2 protein-coding genes are annotated in these 3786 nt (G+C 59.7%); one reads left to right on the top strand and one right to left on the bottom strand.

Annotated elements, in window-relative coordinates; genetic code table 11:
* Positions 1–103: 103 nt before the first annotated feature.
* Positions 104–2695, bottom strand: a complete 2592-nt coding sequence (locus ACRESD_RS04805) for a glycosyltransferase (protein WP_431749878.1) — start codon at positions 2693–2695, stop codon at positions 104–106.
* Between the two features lie 217 nt (positions 2696–2912).
* Here ACRESD_RS04805 and tcdA point away from each other — a divergent pair, with 217 nt between their 5' ends.
* Positions 2913–3722: a tRNA cyclic N6-threonylcarbamoyladenosine(37) synthase TcdA gene (gene tcdA / locus ACRESD_RS04810; protein WP_431749879.1), complete on the top strand. Its 810-nt coding sequence runs from the start codon at positions 2913–2915 to the stop codon at positions 3720–3722.
* Positions 3723–3786: the final 64 nt, after the last annotated feature.

Here is a 3786-nt window from a genome sequence, read left to right on the forward strand (position 1 = left end):
CTCCCACATAAGGTATTTGGCGTTTGCCTGATCCAACAAAACGGCCGTTATCTTATAGCAAAACTGCGGCCAGAGGCCGCCGTTTAGTGCATTGCGCAAGTTTTTACGCGACAGGCGCGGGTTCTGGTTCCGAAGCCGGTTTAGGCAGCGAAGAGAGAAACGCCATGATCAGCGCCGCCACGTACGGCAGCGATTGCACCAGCAGCATCACCACCCAGAAGCGAATGTCATTGCTCGGCAGGCCCTGCACCAGGTAGATCCCCAGCGCCGCGCCCCACAGCAGCAACATGATGAACATCTCTTCGCGTGCTTCCGAGATCGCCACCCAGAAGCCGTGGTTATCCGCGTTTTTCGGTGTACGAAAGAACGGAATGCTGGTGGTGAAGAAACCATACAGCACCGCCTTGGCGATGGTGTGGGACAACGCCAATCCGGCCAACGCCGCGCAGAACGCATCTTTGAGGTTCACACCCACCGCACGGCGGTAGAGGAAGATGATCTTGCCGACCTTGAACACGAACAACGCCAACGGCGGGATCGCGAAAATCAGCAACGGCGGGTCGACCCGAGTCGGCACGATGATCATCGCTGCAGACCACAACAGTGCGCCGACGGTAAAGAAGATGTTCATGCCGTCCGCCACCCACGGCAACCAGCCCGCGAGGAAGTGATAGCGCTGGCCACGGGTCAGCTCAGTGTCCTTGCCGCGCAACAGGCTGGCGGTGTGGCGCTTGATGATCTGGATCGCGCCGTAGGCCCAGCGGAAACGCTGTTTCTTGAAGTCGATGAAGGTATCCGGCATCAAGCCCTTGCCGTAGCTGTCGTGGTAATAAGCCGCCGACAGACCTTTCTCGAACACGCGCAGGCCCAATTCGGCGTCTTCACAGATGCACCAGTCGGCCCAGCCCAGTTCTTCGAGCACCGAGCGCCGGGTCATGGTCATGGTGCCGTGCTGGATGATCGCGTCACGGTCGTTGCGGGTGACCATGCCGATATGGAAGAAGCCCTTGTATTCCGCGTAGCAGAGCTTCTTGAAGGTGCTTTCGTTCTGGTCGCGGTAGTCCTGCGGCGACTGCACCACGGCGATTTTCGGGTCGGCGAAATGCGGCACCATGTGCTTGAGCCAGTTTGGCGACACGCAGTAGTCCGAGTCGATCACCGCGATCACTTCGGCGTCCTTGGCGGTGTGCGGGATCAGGTAGTTCAGCGCGCCACCCTTGAAACCGGCCAGGGGCGCGACGTGGAAGAACTTGAAGCGCGGGCCCAGGGTTTCGCAGTAGTCGCGTACCGGCTCCCACACCGCTGGGTCTTTGGTGTTGTTGTCGATGATCAGGACTTCATAGTCCGGGTAATCGAGGGCGGCCAGGGCGTCGAGGGTCTGTTTGACCATCTCGGGTGGCTCGTTGTAGCACGGCACATGGATCGACACTTTCGGGCGGTAGTCCGAATCGCCTTCTACCGGCAGGAATTCGCGCCGGCGCTTGTGGGTCCACACCGCTTCCGCCAGTTCGTGGGCTTCGGTCAGCAACACGATAAACACACCAAGCGCGCCAAGGGCCAGCAAGATACCGACGGTCACGCTGAACCAAGTGCTGTATTGCTGGCTGTAGTCGTAGCCGATCCACACCAGCACCGAACCGCACAAGAACGCGATAAAGGTCAGGAAGGTCCGGCCACGCTGGCGCAAGGCCGAGCCGTCGATCATCAGCAGAGTCAGGGACAGCAGAGCGAGCACCACCGAGCCGATGGCCAGTACGCGCCATTGCGGGATCGCAACGACCGGCCCTTCAAAGTTGAATTTTTGCTGGCGTGCCGCGTTGTAAACACCCCAATAAGCACCGGCCGAGCCTTCGTCGCTGACTTTCCACGGCTGATCGAAGGCCTCGATCACGAAGTAGTTATAGCCCTGGCGATTGAGTTTATTCACCAGTGTGCGCAGGTAAATCGCCTGGTCGGCCGGGGACGTTTCATTGCCTCCGCGCATACGGCCGTTGCTCGGCCAGCCAACCTCCGACAGCAGCAGCGGTTTTTTCGGGAACAGTTTCTTCAGATCCTTGGCGCGGTCGAGTACGTACTGACCGGCCTTGTCCATCGGAATGTATTCCCAGAATGGCAGGATGTGCGCGGCGATCAGGTCGACGTGCTTGGCCAGTTGTGGGTTCTTTTCCCAGATATCCCATTGCTCGGATGTCGTGACTGGCACTTTGACGGCCGCGCGCACCCGATCCAGCAGCACAATCAGCGCTTCTGGGGTGATGTCCTTACGGAATACAGCTTCGTTACCCACCACAACCCGCACTACACTGCGCGAGTTGTTGGCGATTTCGATGGCGCGCTGGATTTCCCGTTCGTTGCGCTCCAGGTCCGGGCTGATCCAGATCCCCAGGGTCACCCGCAGGCCGAACTCTTCGGCCAGTTTGGGGATGTCGCCCAGGGTGCCGTCGACCGAGTAGGTACGAATGTTGTCCGTCAGCTTGCTCATGATCGCAAGGTCCTGACGCATCTGGTCGTCGGTCGGGAACTGGTCTTTCTGCGGGTACTGGCCCTGCTGGAACGGCGAGTACGAAAAGCCGGAAATCTGTTCCGGCCAGTTGGGGGTCGTGACTGGGCGGTTGATCAACGCCCAGAAGCCGGTGAACAGCGCGGCAATTGCCAGCACGACCACCAGGTTAAGTCCAAATTTACGCGATGCCATGGCTATTTCGGGTTCCAAAGGGTGTGGAACGAAGAGAAGTGTCGGCCAGCGCCGAACGGCGCGCATCCTACACCGGCCCTTCCCTGAGCGTACAGCAGACAGAGAAAAGCCGGACGTTAGTCAGCGAAAGGCCACCTAAGTTCTTTACTTGTAGCTTGTCGCTTCGAACTTGTCGCTACGTAGTCCATAATGCGCGCCGGTTTTTGGGGTAATGGTCATGAGTACAGAAGATCCGCGGTTTGCAGGCGTCGCCCGCTTGTATGGCATTGAAGGCCTGGAACGCTTGAAAGCGGCCCATGTGGCGATCGTCGGCGTCGGCGGCGTAGGCTCGTGGGCGGCGGAAGCCATGGCCCGTTGCGGGGTGGGCGAAATATCGTTGTTTGACCTGGACGATGTCTGCGTCAGCAACAGCAATCGCCAGCTGCACGCCCTGGATAGCACCGTGGGTAAGCCCAAGGTCGAAGTGATGGCCGAGCGACTGCGCGGCATCAACCCGGACTGCACGGTGCATGCCGTGGCCGACTTCGTGACCCGCGACACCATGGCCGAGTACATCACGCCGGATATCGACTGCGTGATCGACTGCATTGATGCGGTCAACGCCAAGGCCGCGCTGATTGCCTGGTGCAAGCGTCGCAAGATCCAGATCATCACCACTGGCGGTGCCGGTGGGCAGATCGACCCGACGTTGATCCAGGTCTGCGACTTGAACCGTACCTTCAATGATCCACTGGCCTCGAAAGTGCGTTCTACCTTGCGCCGCGACTATGGCTTCTCACGCACCGTGACCCGTCATTACAGCGTGCCGTGCGTGTTTTCCACCGAGCAACTGCGCTACCCCAAGCCGGATGGCAGCATCTGTCTGCAGAAGAGTTTTGTCGGGGACGGTGTGAAGCTGGACTGTGCAGGAGGGTTCGGCGCGGTGATGATGGTCACTGCCACTTTCGGCATGGTGGCGGCGACCAAGGCCGTGGACAAGATTGTGGCCGGGGTACGCAGGCCGTCGGAGCGGGTCAAGCCCACTTAAATCTCACGGCCTTGCACAGGTTCAAACTGTGGGAGCTGGCTTGCCTGCGATAGCGGTGGATCAG

Source organism: Pseudomonas sp., assembly GCF_050739995.1.
In the GTDB taxonomy this organism is placed as follows: Bacteria; Pseudomonadota; Gammaproteobacteria; order Pseudomonadales; family Pseudomonadaceae; genus Aquipseudomonas.

Coding starts and splice junctions, on each gene's coding strand:
- ACRESD_RS04805 (WP_431749878.1), bottom strand. CDS start 2,695: ATGGCATCGCGTAAATTTGGACTTAACCTGGTGGTCGTGCTGGCAATT.
- tcdA (WP_431749879.1), top strand. CDS start 2,913: ATGAGTACAGAAGATCCGCGGTTTGCAGGCGTCGCCCGCTTGTATGGC.